Origin of the sequence: Pseudooceanicola sediminis, from assembly GCF_003575965.1 — a bacterium.
Lineage (GTDB): Bacteria > Pseudomonadota > Alphaproteobacteria > Rhodobacterales > Rhodobacteraceae > Pseudooceanicola > Pseudooceanicola sediminis.
This window is the reverse complement of sequence record NZ_QWJJ01000011.1, coordinates 125,928-148,517: the sequence shown is the minus strand read 5'-3', so window position 1 is coordinate 148,517 and position 22,590 is coordinate 125,928. Positions and strand designations below refer to the sequence as shown.

General features: G+C 65.3%; 22 protein-coding genes. 11 read left to right on the top strand and 11 right to left on the bottom strand.

From position 1 onward, the window contains the following. Positions 1 to 66 precede the first annotated feature (66 nt). Entirely contained in the window at positions 67 to 1,161 is a 1,095-nt protein-coding gene (locus DL237_RS13645; protein ID WP_119399626.1) for a glycosyltransferase family 2 protein, read from the bottom strand. 201 nt (positions 1,162 to 1,362) lie between these two features. Between DL237_RS13645 and DL237_RS13640 the strand changes: the two genes are divergently transcribed. The 6 genes from DL237_RS13640 (at position 1,363) to DL237_RS13615 (ending at position 8,407) form a co-directional block, all read left to right on the top strand. After that, positions 1,363 to 2,271 (top strand): AAA family ATPase, encoded by a 909-nt coding sequence (locus DL237_RS13640; RefSeq protein ID WP_119399625.1) that lies wholly within the window; start codon positions 1,363 to 1,365, stop codon positions 2,269 to 2,271. A 67-nt stretch (positions 2,272 to 2,338) separates the two neighbouring features. Continuing rightward, positions 2,339 to 3,625, top strand: coding sequence for a vWA domain-containing protein (locus DL237_RS13635; protein WP_119399651.1), 1,287 nt, complete (start codon positions 2,339 to 2,341; stop codon positions 3,623 to 3,625). 113 nt (positions 3,626 to 3,738) lie between these two features. Further along, positions 3,739 to 5,649, top strand: coding sequence for an OmpA family protein (locus tag DL237_RS13630; protein WP_119399624.1), 1,911 nt, complete (start codon positions 3,739 to 3,741; stop codon positions 5,647 to 5,649). A 221-nt stretch (positions 5,650 to 5,870) separates the two neighbouring features. Continuing rightward, positions 5,871 to 6,839: an XdhC family protein gene (locus tag DL237_RS13625; protein ID WP_119399623.1), complete on the top strand. Its 969-nt coding sequence runs from the start codon at positions 5,871 to 5,873 to the stop codon at positions 6,837 to 6,839. Further along, positions 6,836 to 7,846 carry a molybdopterin-binding protein gene (locus DL237_RS13620; RefSeq protein ID WP_119399622.1) on the top strand — a complete coding sequence of 337 codons (1,011 nt, stop codon included), beginning with the start codon at positions 6,836 to 6,838 and terminating at the stop codon, positions 7,844 to 7,846. The genes DL237_RS13625 and DL237_RS13620 overlap by 4 nt, the downstream gene beginning before the upstream one ends. 96 nt (positions 7,847 to 7,942) lie before the next feature. Beyond that, positions 7,943 to 8,407 (top strand): (2Fe-2S)-binding protein, encoded by a 465-nt coding sequence (locus DL237_RS13615; RefSeq protein ID WP_119399621.1) that lies wholly within the window; start codon positions 7,943 to 7,945, stop codon positions 8,405 to 8,407. A 55-nt stretch (positions 8,408 to 8,462) separates the two neighbouring features. On the opposite strand, the gene DL237_RS13610 is transcribed toward DL237_RS13615, so the two are convergent. From DL237_RS13610 to DL237_RS13575, 8 genes are all read right to left on the bottom strand, one after another. Further along, positions 8,463 to 8,990: an acyltransferase gene (locus DL237_RS13610; RefSeq protein WP_158585643.1), complete on the bottom strand. Its 528-nt coding sequence runs from the start codon at positions 8,988 to 8,990 to the stop codon at positions 8,463 to 8,465. Positions 8,991 to 9,243: 253 nt separating this feature from the next. Further along, the gene (gene infC / locus DL237_RS13605) at positions 9,244 to 9,789 is read right to left on the bottom strand and encodes a translation initiation factor IF-3 (RefSeq protein ID WP_119399619.1); all 546 of its coding nucleotides are present in this window, start codon (positions 9,787 to 9,789) and stop codon (positions 9,244 to 9,246) included. Positions 9,790 to 9,943: 154 nt separating this feature from the next. Then, positions 9,944 to 10,789, bottom strand: a complete 846-nt coding sequence (locus DL237_RS13600) for a ferredoxin--NADP reductase (RefSeq protein WP_119399618.1) — start codon at positions 10,787 to 10,789, stop codon at positions 9,944 to 9,946. A 70-nt stretch (positions 10,790 to 10,859) separates the two neighbouring features. Continuing rightward, the gene (locus DL237_RS13595) at positions 10,860 to 11,246 is read right to left on the bottom strand and encodes a DUF934 domain-containing protein (RefSeq protein WP_119399617.1); all 387 of its coding nucleotides are present in this window, start codon (positions 11,244 to 11,246) and stop codon (positions 10,860 to 10,862) included. Next, a complete protein-coding gene (locus DL237_RS13590; RefSeq protein WP_119399616.1) occupies positions 11,243 to 12,007 on the bottom strand; it encodes a phosphoadenylyl-sulfate reductase in 765 nt (254 codons plus the stop codon). Before DL237_RS13590 ends, DL237_RS13595 begins: the two co-directional genes overlap by 4 nt. Next, positions 11,997 to 13,670, bottom strand: a complete 1,674-nt coding sequence (locus DL237_RS13585) for a nitrite/sulfite reductase (protein ID WP_119399615.1) — start codon at positions 13,668 to 13,670, stop codon at positions 11,997 to 11,999. Before DL237_RS13585 ends, DL237_RS13590 begins: the two co-directional genes overlap by 11 nt. 1 nt (position 13,671) lies before the next feature. Continuing rightward, the gene (locus tag DL237_RS13580; RefSeq protein WP_119399614.1) at positions 13,672 to 13,971 is read right to left on the bottom strand and encodes a DUF2849 domain-containing protein; all 300 of its coding nucleotides are present in this window, start codon (positions 13,969 to 13,971) and stop codon (positions 13,672 to 13,674) included. After that, positions 13,971 to 14,966, bottom strand: coding sequence for an NAD(P)-dependent oxidoreductase (locus DL237_RS13575; protein ID WP_119399613.1), 996 nt, complete (start codon positions 14,964 to 14,966; stop codon positions 13,971 to 13,973). The genes DL237_RS13580 and DL237_RS13575 overlap by 1 nt, the downstream gene beginning before the upstream one ends. Before the next feature lie 147 nt (positions 14,967 to 15,113). On the opposite strand from DL237_RS13575, the gene DL237_RS13570 reads away from it, so the two are divergent. The 3 genes from DL237_RS13570 (at position 15,114) to DL237_RS13560 (ending at position 17,044) form a co-directional block, all read left to right on the top strand. Next, on the top strand, positions 15,114 to 15,575 hold the full coding sequence (locus DL237_RS13570) for an Lrp/AsnC family transcriptional regulator (protein WP_119399612.1): 462 nt from the start codon (positions 15,114 to 15,116) through the stop codon (positions 15,573 to 15,575). Positions 15,576 to 15,832: 257 nt separating this feature from the next. Then, a complete protein-coding gene (locus tag DL237_RS13565; protein WP_119399611.1) occupies positions 15,833 to 16,297 on the top strand; it encodes a hypothetical protein in 465 nt (154 codons plus the stop codon). A 51-nt stretch (positions 16,298 to 16,348) separates the two neighbouring features. Next, positions 16,349 to 17,044, top strand: coding sequence for a L,D-transpeptidase (locus tag DL237_RS13560; RefSeq protein WP_119399610.1), 696 nt, complete (start codon positions 16,349 to 16,351; stop codon positions 17,042 to 17,044). Positions 17,045 to 17,213: 169 nt separating this feature from the next. Here the strand turns inward: DL237_RS13560 and DL237_RS13555 are convergent, their stop codons facing one another. Beyond that, positions 17,214 to 18,395, bottom strand: coding sequence for a cytochrome P450 (locus DL237_RS13555; RefSeq protein ID WP_119399609.1), 1,182 nt, complete (start codon positions 18,393 to 18,395; stop codon positions 17,214 to 17,216). A gap of 81 nt (positions 18,396 to 18,476) precedes the next feature. On the opposite strand from DL237_RS13555, the gene DL237_RS13550 reads away from it, so the two are divergent. Further along, complete coding sequence (locus tag DL237_RS13550; protein ID WP_119399608.1) at positions 18,477 to 20,276, top strand: sensor histidine kinase; 1,800 nt, start codon at positions 18,477 to 18,479, stop codon at positions 20,274 to 20,276. A 292-nt stretch (positions 20,277 to 20,568) separates the two neighbouring features. Next, a complete protein-coding gene (locus tag DL237_RS13545) occupies positions 20,569 to 21,798 on the top strand; it encodes a sigma-54-dependent transcriptional regulator (RefSeq protein ID WP_119399607.1) in 1,230 nt (409 codons plus the stop codon). Positions 21,799 to 21,922: 124 nt separating this feature from the next. Here the strand turns inward: DL237_RS13545 and DL237_RS13540 are convergent, their stop codons facing one another. Next, on the bottom strand, positions 21,923 to 22,447 hold the full coding sequence (locus tag DL237_RS13540; protein WP_119399606.1) for a hypothetical protein: 525 nt from the start codon (positions 22,445 to 22,447) through the stop codon (positions 21,923 to 21,925). Positions 22,448 to 22,590 lie beyond the last annotated feature (143 nt).

Genomic DNA, 22,590 nt, shown 5'->3' with positions numbered 1-22,590 from the left:
GTTACTGGGCGGAATGCGCATCCGTCCAGGTCATTCGCCTGTTGCGGGGTTCGAAGGCGCATTCGACTAGCCATTCGACTGGGCGTCCGCCTGTGAAACTGCCTGTGAAACCGCCTGTGCATCCAGTGCGAAGCGGATGATGCGGCGCGCGGCGGCTTGGGGCATCGGCTGGGACGGCGGCGTGAGCAGGAGCCGCCCGAACAGCGATCGGTGGTCGTCGTGCTGCATGAGCGTCTGGAACCGCTGGTGCCGCCAGGAGACCGCGGCGGCGTGCAATGCCGCCAGCGTGCCATCGCCGCGCAGGTCATCGAGATGCCTGTGCAGCGTCTGAGCGATCTGGAGGATCGAGCGGTCCTCGTCGATATTGAAGTTCCGCTCGACCCAGTAATCCATCGCCATGGGGTCCGCGGTGTGGTTCACGCGGCCACGGTCGGCCTTGAGCACGAAACTTTCCATCGCGCCAAGCGGGTAATGGTTGAGCTGCACCAGGGCGTAGTTGAGCTGGCCATAATTGGAAAAGATGCGTGAGGTGCGGAAGGCGGCGCCGAGCGCACGCCCCTGACCGTCGAACCAGCGCGCCTGCCCGAGTGCCTCGGGGAGCGGGGCGCGGGGCCGGTGGATGCCCAGCTTGCGATAGGTGCCGTCATTGCGGAACAAGGTCTTGAACATGGCGGCGCGCCACGGCCAGGTCAGCAATTCCGGGGCGGCGCGCACGAAGGTTTCGGTCACGGGCCGATCGACATATTCAACCACGCCGTCGTTGCCGAACAGGCGCCAGGTCAGCGTGATGGCGGTCGCGTCGGGCAGGGCCGACAGCAGGGCCGGCAGCGTGCGATCCCCGGCGTGGATGTTGACGAATTCGTCGATGTCGAGGCACAGGATCCAATCCGCCTGCCTGACGATTTCGAGTGTTTCGGCGCGTTTCAGGGCGGTGAACTGGATCCCGCGCTTGTCGTAGGGCCCATCATTGCGCAGGTGGGTAAGGACCCCGAGCGCCTGCAACCGGTCCAGCATCGCATCCGTGCCGTCCTGGCAATTGTTGGAAAACACCAGGAAGTCGGTAAATCCGACGGCGCGGTGGTGGGCCAGCCATTCCAGCAGGAATGCGCCTTCGTTCCGGATCGTGAGAACGGCGAGAAATCGTGTCTTGCCGTCCTGCATGAGAGGGGTCCTGTTGTGTCTGGCCATGTGGACCTTCGCAAGTTGCACGGGCTGCGTCAATCTCGGGTAAACATTGGCTCCGGAACTGTGGCGCCGCAGGGACGAGGGGGCGCGCAGCTGGGATAAGGGGTGGCGACCTTGGTCGCCCTTGACCGTGGGGACGCAGAATGCAGGCTGGTTCAACCGTGCACGGAGACACATATGACCTATCCCGCCTCGATCGACGAAACCCGGCGTCTGCTGGGTACGCAGGATTACATTTGCGGGCGCCCCTTGGCGACGGTGGTTTTCCTGGCGCTGAAGCTGGGCCGGCCGCTGTTTCTGGAGGGCGAGCCGGGGACCGGCAAGACCGAGGTGGCAAAGTCGATTGCCGCGGCTTTGGGGCGTCGCTTGATCCGGTTGCAATGTTACGAGGGGCTGGACGCAAGCTCGGCCGTTTACGAATGGAACTTTCCGGCGCAGATGGTGGCCATCCGCACGGCGGAAGCGGCGGGAGGGGCCGAGCGGGGCGCATTGCAGGAGGAGTTGTTCGGGCCGCGCTATCTGACCGAGCGTCCGCTGTTGCAGGCGATGCGCGCGCATGACGGGGGAGCGCCCGTTCTGCTGATAGACGAACTGGATCGGACGGATGAGCCGTTCGAGGCGTTCCTGCTGGAGGCATTGTCGGACTTTCAGGTGACCATTCCCGAATTGGGTACGATCAAGGCCGCCGAGCCGCCGATTGTCATCGTGACGTCGAACCGCACCCGAGAGGTGCACGACGCGCTGAAGCGGCGCTGTCTGTATCACTGGGTCGATTATCCCGATTTCGACCGCGAGATCGAGATACTGACAGCGCGGGCGCCAGAGGCCAGTCAGGCGTTGAGTCGCGAGATCGTGTCCTTTGTCCAGAGGTTGCGCACGGAGGATCTGTTCAAGAAACCCGGCGTCGCCGAAACGATAGACTGGGCAAAATGCCTGCTGGCGCTGGATGTGATCACCCTGAGCCCGGAGGCGATTTCCGATACGCTGGGGGCGATCCTGAAATACCAGGATGACATTGCGCGCATTCAGGGCAGCGAGGCGAAACGGTTGCTGGAGGACGTCCGCAAGACGCTGGCGCCGGTGTGAGATTGCCGGAGGGGCGACGGCGGATCGCGCGCGGGATCCGGGCACCGCGCACGGGGCGATGGCAGGCATGACGGAGCGGGGGGACCACGCGACGGCGCAGGGTCTGGGCGTGCTGGATTTGCCCGAGCATCCGCGCCTGGTCAGCAACATCACCCATTTCGCGCGTGCATTGCGCAAGGCGGGTCTGCCGATCGGGCCGGGGCGGGTCATCGAGGCGGTCCGTGCTGTCGAGGCGGTCGGGTTCAGCGAAAAACGCGACTTTTACTGGACGTTGCACGCGTGCCTCGTGTCTCGGCGCGAACATTCGCAGGTGTTTTCGCAGGTCTTTCGCCTGTTCTGGCGCGATCCCCGTTATATGGAACACATGATGGCCCTGCTGCTGCCCGCGGTGCGGGGGGCACAGCAGGAACGCGCCGCCGAGGCCGCGCAAAAGCGGGCAGCCGAGGCGTTGCTGGATGGTGCGAATGTGCAGGTTACCCCGCCGGGGAACGCCCCTGACGACGCGGAGATCGAGATCGACGCGACGCGGACGCAATCGTCCGACGAACGTCTGCGCACGCTGGATTTCGAGCAGATGTCGACGGATGAAATTGCCCGGGCAAAACGGATGCTTGCCCGGCTGAACCTGCCGGTCAAGCCGCTGCCGTCGCGGCGCTTCATGCAAGGTCGTGCGGGATCGCGGGTCGATTTTCGCCGAACCCTGCGCCAGTCGATGCGGCAGGGCGGCGACCTGAACCGGCTGGTGCTGAAGCAGGCGCGGCCCCGGTGGCCGAACCTTGTGGTGCTGTGCGATATCTCAGGCTCGATGAGCCAATACAGCCGGATGATCCTGCACTTTCTGCACGCGATCAGCACCCAACAGGGGGCGGGCTGGGCCAGGGTTCATGCGTTTACCTTTGGCACGCGCCTGACGAACATCACCCGGCACCTTGGTCACAGGGATGTCGATGCCGCGCTGGCCGCCGCCGGTGCCGAGGCGCAGGATTGGGAAGGGGGGACGCGCATAGGGCAGTGCCTGCGCAGCTTCAATCGCGCCTGGTCGCGCCGGATCATGGGGCAGGGGGCCATCGTGCTGCTGATCACCGACGGGCTGGAGCGAGATGATCCTGCGGCCCTGGGGCGTGAATGCGAACGTCTTCACCTGTCGGCCCGGCGGGTGATCTGGCTTAATCCGCTGCTGCGATGGGATGGCTTCGCCCCGCGGGCACGGGGCATCGCGGCAATCCTGCCGCATGTCGACAGTTTCCGCGCGGGCCATTCGATTCAATCGCTGGAGGACTTGGGTGAGGCACTTTCTCGTCGTGACGATGTGGGCGAAAAAGAACGTATGATCAGATTGTTAGTACAGGGTTAGGCGCTTTTCTGCTGGCATATGCACAAAGCAGAATTGAACCATTTGCGCCGACGGCGTGTTTCCTTTCCGAGTGGCCGTCCGTGTGACGGTGGTAAAGGAAGGGAACGATTACCATGACCCTGTTGACGAATAGCACCCTGCTGAAGAAAACGACGCTGAAGAGCACGACCGCCCTGGCGGTCAGCATCGCATTGGCCCTGCCGTCCGCGACGATGGCGCAGACCGCGCAGGTCGAAACCAACGCCGATGGCAGTGTTCAGCAAACCGAAGGCGATACCCTTGCGGATGAGCTGAAGAAAAAGCTTCAGGAGGCGCAGGATCTCGTGACCGGCGAGGATGCGCCAGCGGAAGCTGAGGCCACCGCCACGCCGACGCCGCCCGAAGCTGACGCCGAAGCAGACCCGGCAGCAGACCCGGCAGCGGATGCGACCGCCGCACAGGAAGCAGCGCCGGAGGCCGATCCCCCCGCCGATCCCGTGACGACGACAGCCGAGGCACCTGCGGCCGAGGCACCCGCACCCGAAGCTGATACCACCGCGACGGCAGAGGCAGAGGCGCCAAAGCCCGAGGCGGATCAACCCGCAGCAGAGGCGACGGCAGACGCCGCCGTTGAACCTGATGCCGCTGAACCTGATGCAGCAGCCGAAAAGCCGCTGTCCGAAGCGGAGTTGCAGGAGCAGCTGAAAGCCGCGGAAGAGGCGGCACCATCGGCCGAGGCGATTGCACCGCAACCGAATGAGGCAGACGCCCCGCAAGCGGCAGAGGCTGCACCGGCCCCTACGGCCGAGGCTGAACCGACCGCGACGGCAACTGCCGAAGCACCCGCAGCCGAGCCGGCACCCGCACCGACGGGCGAGGCAACGGCCACGGCTGAAACGCCCGAGCAGAAAGCCGAGCGCGAGGCCGCAGCACAGGAAAGCCGCCAGCAGGAGCGCGCACCGGCAGCCGCCGCCGCTGCGGATGCCGAAGCCGCCGACGTGCAGACCGAGACCGTGACGGAGGATACCGCACGCTCGTCGGACGAAGAGTTCCAGACCAGCGTGAACGAACAGGCCGCCGCGCAGCCGCAGGCGGACCCGGCCCAGAAAACCGCCGAACAGCAGGCGGCCGAGCAAAAGGCCAAGGACGATCGCGACCGCAAGAACGATATCTTTGAAGGGATCGCGAAGGCAGCCCTGGTGGGCCTCGGGGCCTATGCGGTCGGGTCGATCATGAACAATGGCGACAAGGTCGTGACCAACTCGGGTGACCGGGTGGTGGTCGAGCGCAACGGCGAATACGTGGTGCTGAAGGACGATGACGCCCTGCTGCGTCAGCCCGGCAGCGATGTGCAGACCGAGACCTTCAACGATGGTTCGACCCGTACGACGGTGACGCGCGACGACGGTTCGCGCGTCGTGACCATTCGTGCCGCCGATGGCACCGTGCTGCGTCGGACCCGCGAATTGCAGAATGGCCAGCAGGTCGTGCTGTTCGATGACACGCAATCCTTTGATCGCGTTCAGGTGGCTGATCTGCCCAAGCAACGCCAGCAGGTCGTCGAGTATCAGGATAGCGACACCCGCGCGCTGGAACAGGCGCTGGCCGAGCAATCGGACTATGGTCGCCGCTTTTCGCTGAGCCAGGTGCGCGACATTCGTGCCGTGCGGGCGCTGGTGCCCGAGATCTCGGTTGATCAGATCAACTTTGAAACCGGCAGTGCCGTGATCCGTCCGCAGGAGGCGCGTGAGCTTGCGTCGCTTGGCCAGGCGATGAGCGACATGATTGCGGAGAACCCCTCCGAGGTGTTCCTGGTCGAGGGGCATACGGATGCGGTTGGTCAAGCGAGCTATAACCTTGCCCTGTCGGATCGCCGCGCGGAAAGCCTCGCCCTGGCGCTGAGCGAATACTTTGACGTTCCGCCCGAAAACATGGTGGTGCAGGGGTATGGCGAAAGCGACCTGAAGGTGCAGACAACGGCGTCGGCCCGTGAAAACCGCCGGGCCTCGGTGCGCCGCATCACCCCGCTGTTGCAAGGGTCCTGATCCGCGACACACCTGATGTTCAGGTCTGATCCAAGGGCCGCCCCGTTGCCGGGGCGGCCCTTTCTGCATCCCTTGCCACCCGAGGGGAGGCGAGGTTGGAAGGGCTGTTCGCAGAGCCGCAAGGTCGCACTGGCCCCCCTCCGCCCGTGCCACCCGACCTTGCGCCATATTGCAGGCCGTCCTGCCTGCACCTAGGTTGCAGTCAAACACAGGAGCAGGCCATGGACCTCTTTGACGATATTCCCGAACGGGCCTTGCAGTGGCATCGCGCCGGTAAACGGGCTGCGCTGGCAACGGTCGTGCAGACCTGGGGCAGCGCGCCACGGCGCACCGGCAGCCAATTGGCGATCAGCGGCGAGGGCGAGATCGCGGGGTCTGTTTCCGGTGGGTGCGTCGAAGGCGCCGTGGTGATGGAGGCGCTGGAGGCGCTGGAAGACGGGTCGCCGCGCCTGCTGGAATATGGTGTTTCGGACGGGGATGCCTTTGCCGTCGGCCTCGCCTGTGGGGGGACAATCCGCATTCTGGTCGAACCGGTGGGGGCCGCCTTGCCTGAGGCGATGCTGGCCAATCTGGTCGAGGCCCGCGCCGCCCGCCGTGCCGTGGCCTATATCGTCAACCCCGACACGGGCGCGCGGTCGCTGGCATTCGACGGGCATGAGGACCGCTTTCGCATGGATCGCTCAGGGTTCGAGGAGGACGGGGTGACCTTCGTCACCATCCACAACCCGCCCTTGCGCCTGATCGTGATCGGCGCGGTTCATATCGCGCAGGCGCTGGTGCCGATGGCGCGGATCGCGGGATATGACCCGGTGCTGATCGACCCACGGGAAAGCTTCGGCTCGGCCGCGCGGTTCCCGGGAGAGACGATCCTGAACGACTGGCCGGACGAGGCGGTGCGGACCTTTGGCTTGGATGGGCGCACCGCGCTGGTGCTGCTGACGCATGACCCCAAGCTGGATGACCCGGCGCTGATCGAGGCGCTGCGTGCCGACGTGTTCTATATCGGTGCACTGGGATCTACGCGCACCCATGCCAAGCGCCGCGACCGCATGATCGAGGCCGGATTTTCCGACAGTGATGTTGCGCGCATTCACGGCCCGATCGGGTTGAACATCGGGGCGGCCAGCCCGGCCGAGATCGCGGTGTCGATCATTGCCGAGATGACGCAGGTCCTGAGGACCGGCGCATGAGGTTTGGCCCGGTGCCGCTGCATCAGGCCGAGGGCGCGGTTCTGGCCCATTCGCTGAGCTTGCCGGACGGACGGCTGCGCAAGGGCATCGTGCTGGGGCATGCGGAACTCAGACGGTTGCGGGCTGCGGGGCTTGACGAGGTGACTGCCGCCCGGCTGGAGGCGGGCGACGTGATGGAAGACGTGGCGGCGGCCCGGCTGGCCTCGGCCATGGTGCCCGATCCCGTGGGGGCGGGGCTGCGCGTGGCCCCGGCCAGCACGGGGCGCGTGAACATCTTTGCCGACACCCTGGGGGTGGCCGAGATCCGGGCGGACAGGATCAACGCGATCAATGCGCTGCATCCGATGATCACGGTGGCGACGGTGCCCGAATGGCAGCGTATGGCGCTGCGTGGCATGGTGGCGACCGTCAAGATCATTGCCTATGCCGTGCCCGGAGCCGCGTTGGAGCAGGCCTGCGCGTCGATCGGACCGGCGGGGTGTCTGGCCATGCGCCCGACACGGCGGGGGCGGGTCGCCCTGATCCAGACCCTTGTGGGCAAGACCGACGGTGCCAAGGGGCGCAAGGCCGTCGAAACACGCCTTGTCCGTCTGGGGGCCGCGCTGACGGCCGAGGCCGAGGTGCGCCACGACCAGGCCGCGCTGGCAGAGGCATTGGAAGGTGTGCTGGGCGGTGGCGCTGTGGATGCCGTGCTGATCCTGACCGGCTCCGCGACCTCCGATCCCGATGACATCGCCCCGGCGGCCGTGCGCCAGGTCGGGGGGCAGATCATGCGCTTTGGCATGCCGGTCGACCCGGGAAACCTGCTGTTCCTGGGGGATGTCGCAGGGGTGCCGGTGATCGGCCTGCCGGGATGCGCCCGCTCGCCCGCGCTGAATGGTGCCGATTGGGTGTTGGAGCGGACGTTGTGCGATGTGCCCGTCAGCGCAAACGACATCGCCGGCATGGGCGTGGGCGGCCTGTTGATGGAGATTCCGACGCGCCCGCAGCCGCGCGACCCGACCTAGGCGATTGAACCCTGCGCCGGGATGATCTGGCCCCTTTTCCCCGGCGGCAGAGCGTGATTAACTGCGGCCAAGCAACCAGAACGCAGAGGACGCGAGATGCCGAACATCAGCCTGAAAGTGAACGGTAAAGAGGTGTCCGGAGAGGTCGAAGGCCGCACCCTTCTGGTGGAATTCCTGCGCGAAGATCTGGGCATGACCGGCACCCATGTCGGCTGCGATACCAGCCAGTGCGGCGCCTGCACGGTGCATGTGGATGGTCAGCAGGTAAAGAGCTGTACCATGTTCGCGGTCGAGGCCGAGGGCGCGGAGGTGCGCACGATCGAGGGCATGGCCGCTGCGGACGGGACGTTGTCGGCGCTGCAACAGGCCTTTCAGGATGAACACGGATTGCAATGTGGTTTTTGCACGCCGGGCATGGTGATGTCGCTGGATACACTGCTGGCCGCGAACGCCAAACCCACGGAAGCCGAAATTCGCGAGCATCTGAAGGGCAATATCTGTCGCTGCACCGGGTATCATAACATCGTCAAGGCAGCATTGGCGGCGTCTGGCCAGGCGTGACGGCGGGCGCGCGAGGCCGGGATCGCGCAGGGCCCTCCCTGGCGCGGCGGATCGGCTAGTGACGCCTGAAGCTGTCCGAGGCCCGGATACTGCGGATAGCCTTCGCGGGGGCCCCCGCCATCAGCATCTTTTCGGGCACGTCGGCGGTAACGATCGATCCGCTGGCGATGACCGAGTGGTCCCCGATGGTGACCCCGGGCAGAACCATCACGCTGCGTCCCAGCCAGACATTGCGACCGATCTCGATCTGCGCGACCCGGACCGGCGCGCCTTCGTCGACCTGATGATAGTCAGTGTCGAGGATCACGCACATCTCGCCAAATTTACAGTCCGGTCCGATGCGAACCTGCGCCGCGGAACTGATGGCGACGCCATTGTTGATCAATGTGCGCGCGCCTATGACGATATTGCCGCCCGGCAGTGCGGAGATGCGCGCGCGCTGATGGGTACATCGGAACTGTACACCATTTTCCATCGTTATCGCGCCACCACGACATTTGATCGTCGGTTGCTTCGCAGTGACCAACACGCCGTCTGGCAATGTTATCTTCTGGCCACGCAGCCGTCTGACGGCCATGCGCATGGCAAATAGACCCGAGCGTAGTTTTTGCGAAATGCGACTCATCCTGGGACCTGGGACCTGGGACCTGGGGCAAGGTGATGCGTGATCCGAAATTGGGGTCATCGTCATGTCGGTAGCGAGTCGCGATGACCGGCAGAGGCGTGTCATGCGAAACATTCTGGACCGCCCCGCCGCTATTGCACGAAAAACGCCCCCCGAAATCGGAGGGCGCTACATTTCATAACAATAAGTGTAAACTGGGAGAGTTGTGCGATCAGCGCGAAACGGGGCCGATCATCATGACCATCTGGCGGCCTTCCATCTTCGGCATGTTCTCGACCTTGCCGATTTCCTTGGTGTCTTCCGCGACGCGTTCCAGCAGTTCGCGGCCAAGGTTCTGGTGCGCCATTTCGCGGCCACGGAAGCGCAGGGTCACTTTTACCTTGTCGCCGTTTTCGAGAAACTTGACCACGTTGCGCATCTTGACTTCGTAATCGTGCACGTCGGTGTTGGGGCGGAACTTGACCTCCTTCACCTCGATGATCTTCTGCTTCTTGCGCGCTTCGGATTCGCGTTTCTGCTGTTCGTACTTGAACTTGCCGAAATCCATGATCTTGCAGACGGGCGGTGCCGCGTTCGGAGAGATCTCGACAAGGTCGAGACCGGCCTCTTCGGCCAGCGCCATCGCGCGGGCGGGCGTCACAACACCAACGTTTTCACCTTCCGCGCCGATCAGGCGGACTTCGGGGCAGCGGATGCGGTCATTTACGCGCGGGCCAGTTTCACGAGTCGGCGGCGCATTGTGGGGTCTGCGGGCTATGGTTTTCTTCCTTTGATCGTTATCGAATTTGAGCCGGGAAAGTAGCTATGGCCAGCCATGTTTTCAAGCGCCAAATCGCCGTCTTCCGATGGTTAACAACAAAAGGGCGGCGCAGGTTCCGCGCCGCCCCCCAAGAGATGCCGGTTTGACGGGCCTAGTCGACGAAGGCCTTTTCGACCACGTATTGCTGCGGATCGGAATTTGCGCCCTCTTTCAGGCCGTAGCTTTCCATCAGTTCCTTGATCTCGATGTTGAAGGCGAGGTTGCCGCAAACCATGGCCCGATCCGTTTCCGGGTGCATGGGTTCGATGCCGAGATCGCTGAAAACTTCGCCCGACCGCATCAGGTCGGTGATACGGCCCATCTTGGGGCTCTCTTCGCGGGTCGTGGTGGGATAATAGCGCAGCTTGGCAAGGTTTTCCGCGCCGATCAGTTCGATCAGCAGCTCGTCTTCCTTGATGGATTTGATCAGCTGAGCGCCATATTCCAGCTCGCCCACTTCGCGGCAGGTATGGGTGATGATGATTTCTTCGTAATCCTCGTAGGTCTGCGGGTCGCGCAGCAGGGAGGCGAAGGGCGCAAATCCGGTGCCGGTGGAGAAGAACCACAACCGTTTGCCGGGCAACAGCGCGTCATGCACCAGCGTGCCGACAGGTTTCGGGCGCAGGATGATCTCGTCCCCGACCTGGATATTTTGCAAACGAGAGGTTAACGGCCCGTCCTGTACCTTGATGGAATAGAATTCCAGTTCCTCGTCCCAGGAGGGGGAGGCGATGGAATAGGCGCGCAGGATCGGCTTTTGACGGCCGGTCTTTTCATCGACGGGGCCCATCAGGCCGATCATCACGAATTCACCGGACCGAAAGCGCAGGCTGGCCGGGCGCGTCACGCGGAACGAAAACAGGCGGTCGGTCCAGTGTTTGACGAAGGTCACTTTCTGGGCGTCCGGCAGGGTCGGCGTCTTGGGGGCGGCTTGAACTGTCACGGCGGTCTCGGTCATTTGTGCACAAAGGGTTTTCACCCCACCTCTATCTTTTTCATCCGGGCTTGGGAAGAGTGGCAGGCCTGTTTCAGGCCCTGCGTAGACGCGACTGATAGTCGTTCTGCCGCCAATCTGAGCGAAATTTCCATTGATCCTCGGGTTGGCGGGCGGCCAGGTCATCGCTGATCTCGACATCGTCGAATCCACAGCGGCGTGCCATCGCGTATTGATCCGCGATGACGTGGCCGGTGGCGCGCAGCTTGCCGGTATAGCCGTGGTCGCGCAGAACGCGGGCGATGGTAAATCCACGCCCGTCGGCAGAGCTGGGGAATTCCACGCGCACAAGTTTCGGCGCGGCCGACAGATCCACCGTGTGCGGGTTGGTGTCGGAGGCGAGCGTCAGGACATCCTGCGCGCCAAGGTCGGCTGCCCAATCGGTGGTGGCAAAGCCTGCATCGGTGACGATAACGCTCATGCGTTTCCTCCATTTCTAACGATCTTGCCATCCACGACGTGAATGCCGCATTCGGTCTTGTTCTCTCCGCGCCAGCGTCCGGCGCGGGGGTCTTCGCCCGGTGCGACGGGCGAGGTGCAGGGCGCACAGCCGATGGAGGGATAGCCGCGCGCGACAAGCGGGTGCTTGGGCAGGCGGTTTTCCTCCATGTAGTTGCGCACGTCCTCGGGGTGCCAATGTGCCAGCGGGTTGACCTTGATCCGGTCGATGCCGTCGGCTTCGAAGAATTGCAGCGCCGCGCGGGTCGAGCTTTGGAACCGCTTGCGCCCGGTGATCCAGCCATCGAACTGGCTGAGGGCCTTTTGCAGCGGCCGGGTCTTGCGCAGGTCACAGCAGGAATCGGTATCGAACTGGTGCAGGGTGCCGTCGGGGTCTTCCTTGGCCAGGTCCATTTCCGCCGCCTTGATGATGCGCAGATCCTTCAGGCCCAGGCGTTCCGACAGCTCCTGCTGATAGACCAGCGTTTCGGGGAACAGCATTTCCGTGTCGATGAACAGGACCGGCACCGACCGGTCGATGACCGAGACAAGGTGGAGCAGGGCCACGGATTCCGCGCCGAAGGAACTGACGAGGGTCAGTTCCCCCGCGTCGGGGTCTTTCAGCGCGGCCTCGAGCACGGAGGTGGCGCCGTGATGGCGGTATCGGTCATTCAGCAACTGCACCTTGGCCGCCAGCTCGGGGGCGGGGGCCGCGCTGAAATCCATGGCGGCTTCAGGCGGCATTTGCTTTACCTTCGGCTTTGTCGGGGTACAGGGCGGCCTTGAACGGGTCCGCGCCGAGCCTGCGGTAGGCCTCGAGGAACGTTTCCTGCGCATCCGTGCGGTGTTCCAGGTAGGCCCGGATGATCCGCTCGATCGCGTCGGTGATTTCCTCGTACGAGAAACCGGGGCCGGTGCGCTGGCCGATCGTCGCCTCTTCGGTGCCATCGCCGCCCAGGGTGATCTGGTAGTTTTCCACCCCCGCGCGGTCGAGGCCGAGAATGCCGATATGCCCGACGTGGTGGTGACCGCAGGCATTGATGCAGCCCGAGATCTTGATCTTGAGCGGGCCGATGTCATGCTCCATCTTCAGCGCGTCGAACCGCTGGGCGATTTCCTGGGCGACGGGGATCGAGCGGGCCGTGGCCAGGGCGCAGTAGTCCATGCCCGGGCAGGCGATGATATCCGAGATCAGGCCGATATTTGCGGTCGCCAGACCCAGCGTTTTCAGCGCCGCGTGCAATGCGGGCAGGTCGGATTTGTGGACATGCGGCAGGATCACGTTCTGTTCGTGGCTGATGCGGATGTCGTCGTGGCTGTACTGTTCGCCCAGGTCGGCGATCAGGCGCATCTGCTCGGCTGTCGCGTCGCCCGGCGTTTCGCCGTGCTTCTTCAGCGAGATCGAGACGATGGCGTAGCCTTCGACCTTGTGCGCGGCCAGGTTGGTATCGGCCCAGGCGCGGAACACCGGATCGGCCTTGTAGGCGGCGTCGAAGTCGTCGGTGGGGGCGTTGCGGAAGGCGGGGGCGGCAAACTGCGCCCGGATCGACGACAGCATTTCCTGATCGACGCCCTCGAACTGGGGCTTGAGCTCGGCAAAGCGGGCCTCGGTCAGTTCCTTGTAGGTGTCGATGCCGTTCTCGTGCACCGTGATCTTGATGCGCGCCTTGTACTTGTTATCCCGGCGGCCAAGGATGTTGTAGGTGCTGACGATGGCCTCGGCATAGGGCAGCAGGTCTTCTTCGGGCAGGAAGTCGCGAATGACCTTGCCGATCATCGGCGTCCGGCCAAGGCCACCGCCGACAAGGATGCGATAGCCGCGCTTGCCGTCTTGTTCGACCAGTTGCACGCCGATGTCATGGGCGCGGATCACGGCGCGGTCGGCCTCGGAGCCGATGACGGCGAACTTGAACTTGCGCGGCAGGAACTGGAATTCCGGGTGATCTGTCGACCATTGGCGCAGCAGCTCGGCCACGGGGCGAGGATCGTCCACCTCATCCGCGGCGGCCCCGGCGAAATGGTCGGCGGTCACGTTGCGAATGGTGTTGCCGCTGGTCTGGATGGCGTGCATCTCCACTTCGCCCAGGGCGTCGAGGATATCGGGCACGTCGCGCAGTTTCGGCCAGTTGTACTGGATGTTCTGGCGGGTGGTGAAGTGACCGTAGCCCTTGTCCCACTTTTCCGCGATCATGGCGAGCTGGCGCATCTGCGCGCTGCGCAAGGTGCCATAGGGAATGGCGACGCGCAGCATGTAGGCGTGCAGTTGCAGGTAGAGGCCGTTCATCAGGCGCAGCGGCTTGAATTCATCCTCGGTCAGCGAGCCGTCGATGCGGCGTTCGACCTGGGCGCGGAACTGGGCGTTGCGTTCCGCGAGGAATGCGGTGTCGAATTCTGAATACTTGTACATCTTACAGCTCCGCTTGCTTGCCGTGGAAGTAGTTCGAGGGGCCGGTGCGGCGGAACTCTTCGCGAAAGTGGGTGGGCTTGGGGCCTTCGGGGGTGGGGTCGACGTCTGCCAGGTAGGCACCGACGATCTGATCCTGCTGGCGGGACGCGTCGATCAGGCGCAGGTCGGCGTCAGCCTCGTCTGTCAGGACCTCGGCTTGGGTCAGTTCGCGGGTCCAGGTGTTGTCGGTGGTGAAATAGACCACGTCACCTTCGAGCAGGGCATTGGCCGTGACGACCTTGGGAGTGAAAGGGCGGGGCATCAGGCTGTTTCCTTCCATTGGGCCACTTGCGGCGTGGCTATGCCGGGAATGAGGTCGAGCGGCAACCCGGTACGGCGGCAGGCCGTCACGAGATGCCGGGGAAGTGGGCTGGCGGCGACATAAACGACATGCGCGCCATTGTCTGCCTCAAGCGCAAGCAATTGGTGAAGCGGGGGCACGTCGGTGGGGCGGGCCAGCGCAATGATGCGGGCTTCGCGTCGGGCCAGTTCCAGGACGGGCGCGGAAATCGCGGCGTCATGCACCACCACATCGGCGTCGTGCAGGGCCTTGCGGGCCTTGAGCGTCATCAGGTCCGGGTCATCGCTGCCGGTGAAGGTCAGGGTGATGTGACCGGGGGCAGCCGCAGCGGACTGATGCCGGGACAGAAGGGATTGCAGCGCTTTTTCATAGTCTTGACCGGCGTTCTGCGCGGCCGGACCGGCACGGTCGAACCAGTCGGCCCAGAAGGTGCGGCGCACGCGGCCCCAGGGCAGAGCCTCGGCTGCGGGGCGAAATTTCTGCGCGGCGCGCACGAGGTCGGCGATGGCTGCGGGCAGGCGTTCCTCAAGATCGCGCTTGATGGAACGGGCCAGCATGGGCGCGGCGCCTTCCGTACCGATGGCGATGGTCAAGGGGGCACGGTCGACCATGGCAGGGGTGATGAAGGCGGAGCCTTCGAGGTTGTCGACGATGTTGAACAGCACGCCGGCCTGTTCAGCCAGCTGGGCCGTTTGTTCATCGATTTCAGCGTCTTCGTCGGCACCATAGACCAGCGTTGCGCCGGATACGTCGGCGGCGGTGACAGCGCCCTCGACGAGGGTCAGCAGGCCATCGCGCGCAAAGCCTGATATCTCGGGCAGGGGAGAGGTGGTATGCACCGTGATGCGGGCGCGTGTCTTGAGCAGCAGACGCAATTTCGCGAGCGCCGCATCACCGCCGCCAGAGACCACGACGCGGGCGCGGTCCATGTCGAGAAAGATCGGGAAATGTCGCATGTGCTAAGGATTCTTCCGCATCGTTGACTTACCCCCAAGATAGGAAATATTCCTGTTCCTATGCCATGGGGGCGGGGAAATAAGGAATTCTGTTTCAGCCAACGCCACCTTGCCGATATCCGTTCCACCACAATGGGGAAAGAGCGAATGAGTGTCCGCCTTGACGAGACTGACCGGAAAATCCTTTTGCAATTGCAACAGGACGCCGCCCAATCGCTGGATGATATCGCGCGCAAGGTGGGCTCGTCCAAGACGCCCGTCTGGAACCGTATCCGCAAGATGAAGGAGGCCGGGATCATCGGCGCGCAGGTGGCCCTGCTGGACGCGGAAAGCCTTGGTTTCGATGCCTGTTTCTTTGTCCTGATCCGCACCAGCGAGCATGAGGCCGACTGGCAGAAGGCGTTCCTGAAGGCGCTGCACGACCGCCCAGAGGTGCAGGAAGCGCATCGGCTGGCGGGGGATATCGACTATATCCTGAAGGTTCGGGTCAAGAATGCGCGTGCCTATGACGTGTTCTACCAGGCGCTGATTTCCGAGGTGAAGGTGCACAACGTGACCGCGCTGCTGTCGATGGAGCAGATCAAGTCGACCACGGCGCTGCCGCTTTAGGGGCCGTGGCGCGTACCGACATCGGTATCGCGGGGCGTATCCCTGCTAAGTCCTTGAAAACGCCAGATTGGCACGTCGGTATTTGAACGGTATCCGAGCGGTGTCTGAACGGTGCAGCCGCGGCGGGGACGAGCGGTGCCGATATGGGCGAAATGCAGCCTTGCGGGTGTGCATCCGCTGCCATTTTCACGCGGATGTGAGGCAGGGCCCCCGGGGGAAGGCTCGACTTTTCCGGCGCCATGCGGGTAATGCGAGGCATGTTGCTTGCCCGGATGACCCTGTCCCTGCTGCTGATGGCCCTCATCTTGCCGTGGGGCGCCTATGTGAATGCCGCATCCCTGCGCAACGGCGCCGTCGAGGTTGAGGTCGTCAAGGCATTGCAGGCCGAGAGGCTGGCGCTGGGCGGCGGGAACGTCGGCCATGGGGGACGGGCGGGCATGGATGTCGCTGCAAGCGGCCGGATCGCACACCCCGAACCGATGACCCGACCCAGCGTGACGGGCGCGCGTGTCAGCGATGCGCCCTCTGCCGTGCTGACAAGCTGGTTGCGGTGTCGCAAGGCGCATCTGCCGGGGTCGGTCTGCGGGCCGCATGTCGTGCTGCCGGGCGCGGTGAAGGTGCCGCCGCCCGACAGCGGAGGCCGGGCCGCGACCCTGCGATTGCTGCTGGATGCGCTGCAACTGGCACTGCCGCCTCCGAAATCTCCGCCACGTTCGGCCTGAACTGCCCGCGATCCATCGCCTCTGCGTTCAGACCGAAAAAGGAAGTTAACAATGTTGAACCGCCGTCATTTTGTCGCCCTGGGTGGCATGGGCCTGCTGGCCGCCTGCACAACGGCCCCGGAGCCGGAGGTGAGCATGGCCGTGCCAGCCGTGCCGCCGCCGCCCGTGCCCGATTTCTATGCCGCCGTCACCGACGAACCCTATCCGATCCCCGCGATCGAGCGTGGCACCCTGGACCCGCGCCTCTGGCGGCAGGAGGTCGACAACCCCTGGCCCGACAAGGCCTATGGGACCATCATCATCGATCCCGACGCGGCGCTGCTGTATTTCAGCGAAAAGGATGGCCGGGCCACGCGGTATGGCGTGGCGGTGGGTGCGACCGGGTTTTCCTGGTCGGGCACGGCCCGGTTGCAGTTTCGCCGGAAATGGCCGCGCTGGAACGTGCCGGCCGAGACGATCGCCCGCAAACCCGAGCTGGAGCCGTATTCGGTGGCCAACGGCGGCATGGATCCGGGACCGGAGAACCCCATGGGGTCGCGGGCGCTGTACCTGTTCGAGAATGGGGTCGACACGCTGTACCGCATCCATGGCGGCGCTGACGCGCTGCACCTGGGCAAGGCCGTGTCATCGGGGTGCATCCGCATGTTGGATCAGGACGTGATCCATCTGTACGAGGTCGCCGTGCATGGATGTGACGTGATCGTCCTGCCGTCGCTGACGGGGCCGCAGACGAACGCGCTGTATTGAGGCTGGCCGTGTGAGGGATACCCGTGTCCTGGGCAGGCGTGCTTGCTGAGGCAGCTTGCCGGAGACGCCTGCCTGCGGGACATGCCTGCGGGTTTGAATGACCCGTTCGAAAGAAATGCCCCGCCCCTGACCAGGGCGGGGCATTCGCGCTTTGGCGGTCCGTGCTTGCTCAGGTCGTGACCATCAGGCTGTGAAGGCCGTGGAAATGGTAGAGGTCGGCGTATTCCGGCGTGCCGACCAGTTTCAGATCGGGGCAGCGCTGGAACAGGATCGGCAGGGTATGGCGCAGTTCCAGCCGGGCGAGCGGTGCGCCGATGCAGAAATGTGCACCTGCCCCGAACGAGGTATTGGTCTTGATCGGACGGGAAGGATCGAAGACCTCGGGGGTGTCCCAGACCTTGGGGTCGCGGTTGGCCGCGCCCAGCATCAGCGCAACCTGATCGCCGCGGTGGAAGGTGCGGCCCAGCACCTCGGCCGTCTCCAGCGCGTAGCGGGTGAAGATGTGCAGCGGAGGATCGTGGCGCAGCACTTCCTCGACCGTGGCGTCGACGGTTTCGGGGGTCAGCCAGCGCGGGGCGTCGCCGTGGTTCAGCAGGCCGACGACGCCGTTGCCGATGGTGTGCACCGTCGCCTCGTGCCCCGCGTTCAGCAGGACGATGCAGGTGCCGATGAGTTCGTCCATGCTGAGCTTTTCACCGGCTTCCTCGGCGGCGAGCAGTTCGGTGATCAGATCATCGGCGGGATTTTTGCGTTTCTCTTCGGCATAGGCGCGGATGTAGTCGGCGAAATCCCTGGCGGCGCGGGCGGCGGCGTCTTCGATCTGGCGGTCGCGGCGGGCCTGGTACATGGCGACCATGGTGTTTGACCATTCCAGCAGCTGGGGGGCCATCGCCTCGGGCACGCCGAGCAGGCGGCAGATGATGATCACCGGCACCTGCGCGGCATAGGCCGGGATCAGGTCGAAAGGGCCGGTCGGGAAGGCGTCGATCAGGGTATTGGAAATCTCGATGATGTCGGGTTCAAGGCGGGCGATCCGGCGCGAGGTAAAGGCGCGCAGGGTCAGGGCGCGCATCCGCATGTGGGGGGCGCCATCAAGGGACAGCATCGAGTATTTCTCGACCTGATGGAAATCCTCGATATGGGGGGCGACGGGGGTTTTCAACTCCTCCGGGCAATCGCGGCCGAAGCGGCGGTCGCGCAGCAGGGCGTTCACCGTGTCATAGTCGAAGACGGCGGGCATCTGGTATTCGTCCCAGTCGTGCATCGGCCCCGAGGCCCGCTGACGGGCGTAGAAGTCGTAGGGGTTCTGGACGAAGGCGGGATCGGTGGGGGATTGGGAAATTCTGCTCATCGGCTCTTGTTACGCCGGGCGCTGGCCAAGGCAAGCCCCCGACCGCTATGAAGGGGCGGGAACGCGGATGAGGGAGCGTGGATGTATCGCCGGGTGCTTGTTGTCGTGCTGTTGTTGGGGTCGGTCGGGCTGGTGTCGGCGCTGGTGTTCCAGTCGGCCTATCGGCAGTCGCTGGGCGCGCTGGCGCAGCGGGGCGAGGCGGATCTGTCGCTGGCCGCCGACCGGCTGACCGGGCAATTGCAGCGCTATCAGGATCTGGCGGTGTTGATGTCGGACCATCCGGTGCTGCGCGGGCTGAGCGCGGGCACCGGCGATGTGATGGGGGCGCAGGCGCTGCTGCTGGCCAGTGCCGACCGGACCGGGGTGCTGAACATGGCCTACCTGGACGCCGCGGGGCGGGTTCTGTCCGAGGCCAAGCCGGCCGCAGTGCCCGGCACCGCCTATATCGCAGAGGCGCTGGAGCGGGCGCGGGACGGGGCGCTGGGCGCCGGGCACGGGGTGGATCCGGGGCAGGGCGTTCGCGTCTATGTCTTTGCTGCGCCGACATTTTCGGACGGCGGTGGGGTGATCGGCATCCTGCTGGTGACGGTGAACATCGACCTGCTGGAGCAGGAGTGGCGGGGCGATCGACCTGCGGTTCTGTTCACCGATGCCGCTGAGGTGGTCTTTATCTCGAATCGGTCGGAACTGCTGGGATGGCGGCGCCTGCCGGAGGGCGCCGGGCTGGCGCCACCGGGGGCGAGCGGCAGCACGGTCAGTGCGCGGCGGGTGGCGGGGCTGGAGCTGTGGCGGATCGACTGGTCGCCCTATCTGCCGCGCCGCGCCCTGCATCTGGAGCGGGATCTGCCCCAGGTCGGAATGCGGGCAGAGGCGCTGGTTGATGCCGCGCCGGTCCGTCGGCTGGCAGGATTGCAGGCGACCGTCGTGGCGCTGGTGCTGATGGTGCTGGGCACCGCACTGATCGCGGCGCTGGAGCGGCGGCGCAGCCTGTCGGAGGCCAATGCCCGGCTGGAGAGCCGTGTCGCGGCGCGCACCGCCGAGTTGTCGGGCGCCAACGCGCGGTTGCGCCGCGAGGTGACAGAGCGGCAGGAGGCCGAGGCCGCCCTGAAGCGCGCGCAGGACGAGTTGGTCCAGGCCAGCAAGCTGAGCGCATTGGGGCAGATGTCGGCGGGGCTGAGCCATGAGCTGAACCAGCCGCTGATGGCGATCCGGCAATTCGCGGAAAACGGCGCGGTCTTTCTGGCGCGGGACAAGGCCGACCGGGCGGCGGCAAACCTGCACCGCATCGCCGACCTGGCCGGGCGCATGGGGCGGATCATCCGCAACCTGCGCGCCTTTGCCCGGCAGGAGAGCGAGCCTGTGCGCCGCATCGACCTGGTGGCAGTGATCGAAACCGCGGTCGAGATGACCGAGGCGCGCATTGCCAAGGATGGTGTACGCCTGCACTGGCATGCCCCCGATGCGCCGGTCTGGGCCATGGGCGGCGAGGTGCGGCTGGGGCAGGTGCTGGTGAACTTGATCACCAACGCCGTCGATGCGATGGCGGCCGCGCCGGTCAAGGAGCTGACGATCACCCTGACTGACGCGGGCCAGGGCCCATCTGCACCCGGCGTGGCGGGGCAGGAGGCCGCAGCGGCCACCCTCACACGCCCCGAAATCCGCGTGCGCGACACCGGGCCGGGTATTGCCGCGCCGGAAAAGATATTCGACCCGTTCTATTCCACCAAGGAGGTCGGCGCGTCGGAGGGGATGGGGCTGGGCCTGTCGATTTCCTACGGGTTGGTCCAGAGCTTTGGTGGCGCTATCCGTGGCCAGAGCCACCCGGAGGGCGGCGCGGAATTCACCGTTCAGCTGGCGGCGGCAGAGCCGGCAGAGGCGTGAGCGTATCCTGCGGCGTCCCGTCGGGCTGAGGAGGGCGAGGCGCTTTGGCTCGGGCCATGCAGCGCGAGGGCGCTTTGGCTCGGGCGGTATCACTCGGGGGGGCCTCCCCCCTCTCGCCATTCGAGGATCGTGGGGGTATCTTTCACGTGACAGGTGCGCAGCGCGCAAAGGGGCCGCGCCGGGGGGGCGCGCAAAGGGGCCGCGCCGGGGGGCGCGCAAAGTAGCTGTGCCGGGCGCGGCGAGGAAAGGGGCCGCGCCGGGCGCGGCGCGGCGAGGAAAGGGTAACAGGCGCATGACGCGAACGGTCTTGCTGGTGGATGACGATGCGGCGGTGCGCGAGGCGCTGGCCCAGACGCTGGAGCTGGCGGATCTGGAGCCACGCATCGCGGCCTCGTTCATCGAGGCCAAGGATCATATCGCCGCCGATTTCGACGGGATCGTCCTGTCGGACATCCGTATGCCGGGGCGCGACGGGTTCTTTCTGCTGGACCATGCTCTCAAGATCGACGGGGAATTGCCGGTGATCCTTCTGACCGGCGAGGGGGATATCCCGATGGCGGTGGCGGCGATGGATCGCGGGGCCTTCGGGTTCCTGGAAAAACCCTGCGCGTCGTCCGAACTGCTGCCGGTGGTGGAGCGGGCGCTGCGCACCCGCGCGCTGGTGCTGGAAAACCGACGCCTGAAGGCGCAGCTGGAAACCGGCGACCCTGCGGCGCGAATGATCTTTGGCCGCTCTGAGCAATCGCAGGCGCTGCGGCGACGGATCCGGCAGGTTGCGGCGACGGGCGCAGATGTGCTGGTGACGGGCGCGCCGGGTGCGGGCATATCGAAGGTGGCCGAGGTGATCCACCTGTCGTCGCGCACCGCGCAGCGCCCCTTTGTCAAACGCGCGGCGGCGGGCATGGATACCGCGGCGCTGGATGTCGCGTTCCAGGAGGCGGCGGGGGGATCGCTGTACCTGAACGAGATCGGCCAGCTGAGCGTCGAGGGACAGTTCGCCCTGTCCGAGCGGCTGGAGAGCAGCAGCGGCACACGGCTGATCGCCGGGGCGACCGCCGAGCTGGAACAGGCCGTTGCGGCCGGTCAGTTCAGTGCCGACCTGTTCTATCGGTTGGGGGTGATGCGCGTGCACACCCCGGCGCTGAAGGAGCGCCCCGAGGATATTCCGGTGATGTTTCGCCAATACGTGGCCCAGGCAGCGGAGCAGGCTGGCCTTGCCGCACCCGAAATCACCCCGGAGGTGATTGCCGGCTTGATGGCGCGTGACTGGCCCGGCAATGCGCGGGCGCTGATGAGCGAAGCCATGCGGTTTGTCCTCGGCGCCGATGAGGCGGGCGAGGAGGGGGCCAGCGATCTGGGGCTGGTCGAACAGATGGCGCGGATCGAAAAGAGCCTGCTGGCCGCTGCGCTGCGCCGTCACGAGGGACGCGCCGCCGTCGTGGCCGATGCGCTGAAGCTGCCGCGCAAGACGTTGTACGACAAGCTGGCGAAATACGCGCTGAAGCCTGACGATTTTCGCTAGGGTCGAGGTGGGACGGGCCTTGGCAGCCGCCGGGGCGGCGACGACAGGAGCGACCGGGACGGGAGAGGTGCGGGCAGGACAAGTGCGGGCAGGGGAAACCGGCCCGGCACCAGTGGCGCGGACGTCATGCGCCGCGATTGCCGATCATGGTTCTGCCGTCCGGTGTGACGATATAGCAGCTGCTGCGGGCCAGCGGTGCCAGCGTCGGGGCGGTGAAGGTCGCGGTCAGCGGGGTGCCGACGGGGCAGGCCGGCAGGTCGACCGCGCGAAAGCCCTTGTCGGCCATGCATTGGGCATAGACACGGGCGCGCAACCCCGCATTGGCATCACTGGTATAGGTCTGACCGCCCATGATCTGCCCGCCGGTGGTGTTGCAGATGGTCTGCGTGCCGTAGCGGTTGCACTGGGTCTGGGTGGGGGTGACGTAGGTGGGCGTGGTTTGCACCAGCAGTTGCTGGGGCACGCGCTGTGCGGCGCTGACCTGGCAATCGGTGATGGCGCGTTGCGTCTGCGCCCCGCTGGCCCCGGCGCGGTAGGGGTAATTGCGCATCACCTCGCCCGATGTGTACCGTTCGTAGGGTGTTTGCGGTGCGCAGCCGGCCAGCGCGACAAGCAGCAGTACGGATGCGGTTTTTCGGAAATGCGCCATGTTGACCCCCCTTGGTCCTTCTTGAGGGGATCATAGGGGAAACTTTGCAGGCGAACAGGGTGTACAGGCGCGACGGTCAATGTCGGATCCTGTGCGCGGCGGGCTGGCAACAGGCGATTCCGGGCATGTTGTGCGGATTTCCG